The sequence below is a fragment of the Streptomyces sp. NPDC046900 genome, assembly GCF_040644975.1.
Classification (GTDB): Bacteria; Actinomycetota; Actinomycetes; order Streptomycetales; family Streptomycetaceae; genus Streptomyces.
The window spans coordinates 1-1,014 of sequence record NZ_JBEYXD010000270.1 but is presented as its reverse complement, the minus strand read 5'-3'; the positions used below and the strand labels follow the sequence as shown (position 1 = coordinate 1,014).

Here is a 1,014-nt window from a genome sequence, read left to right as displayed (position 1 = left end):
AGTAGCTGTTGTCGTACCGATCTTGGGGTTTGCCGATCGAATGGGAGTCCCGATTGGGTGGTCGCGGGGTGCTCGGCGCATACGAGCGGGGCCTCCTGAACAGCTCGTTGGTGTCGAATCACCGAGCAGCAGGAGGCCCCTGGTGTCGCAGTCTTCCGTGCCGATGTCCGGGCCGTCCAACTCGGTCACCCGGGAGTGTGACTGCCTGGCTCACCGGTTCGGGAACGCTGCCGACAACCCGATGTGCGAGCGCCGGTACCCGACCGATATGACGGACGCGGAGTGGGCCGTCGTTCGCCCACTGCTGCCGGTGCCGGGCTGGCTGCGCGGCCGCGGCGGACAGCCGGAGGCGTACTGCCACCGGGCGATACTCGATGCGATCCGCTACCTCGTGGACAACGGCATCAAGTGGCGCGCCATGCCGGCCGACTTCCCGCCGTGGGACCGTGTCTACGCGTTCTTCCGCCGCTGGCGCGACCACGCGCTGGTGAAGGAGTTCCACGACCGGCTGCGCGCGAAGGTCCGCGAGAGGGCGGGGCGGGACGCGGAGCCGACGGCCGGGGTGATCGACTCGCAGTCGGTCAAGGCGGACGCCGTCGTCGGCTCGGACAGCCGCGGCTTCGACGGCGGCAAGCTGATCAACGGGCGCAAGCGGCACGTCGTGGTCGACACGCTCGGCCTGCTGCTGGGCGTGATGGTCACCGCCGCGGATGTCGGCGACCGCACCGCCGCCCAGGTCCTGCTCGAGCAGGTGGCCGATGCACACCACCGGCTGGCTCTGGTCTGGGCCGACGGCGGCTACACCGGAAGCCTCGTCGAGTACTGCCTGGCCGCGCTCGCGCTGGTGCTGGCGATCGTCAAACGCAGCGACGGCCAGAAGGGGTTCGTGGTGCTGCCCAAGCGGTGGATCGTCGAGCGCCTCTTCGCCCACCTGATGCGCACCCGCCGCCTGGCCCGCGACTATGAGCGGCGCTCCACCAGCGCCGAGGCGATGGTCTACTGGTCGATGACCCT

General features: G+C 69.8%; 1 protein-coding gene. It reads left to right on the top strand.

What is annotated here, in order from left to right; all coding sequences use genetic code 11:
* Positions 1-142 precede the first annotated feature (142 nt).
* Positions 143-1,014, top strand: an 872-nt coding sequence (locus ABZ904_RS51370) for an IS5 family transposase (protein WP_361831262.1), incomplete at its 3' end; no start/stop codon positions are given.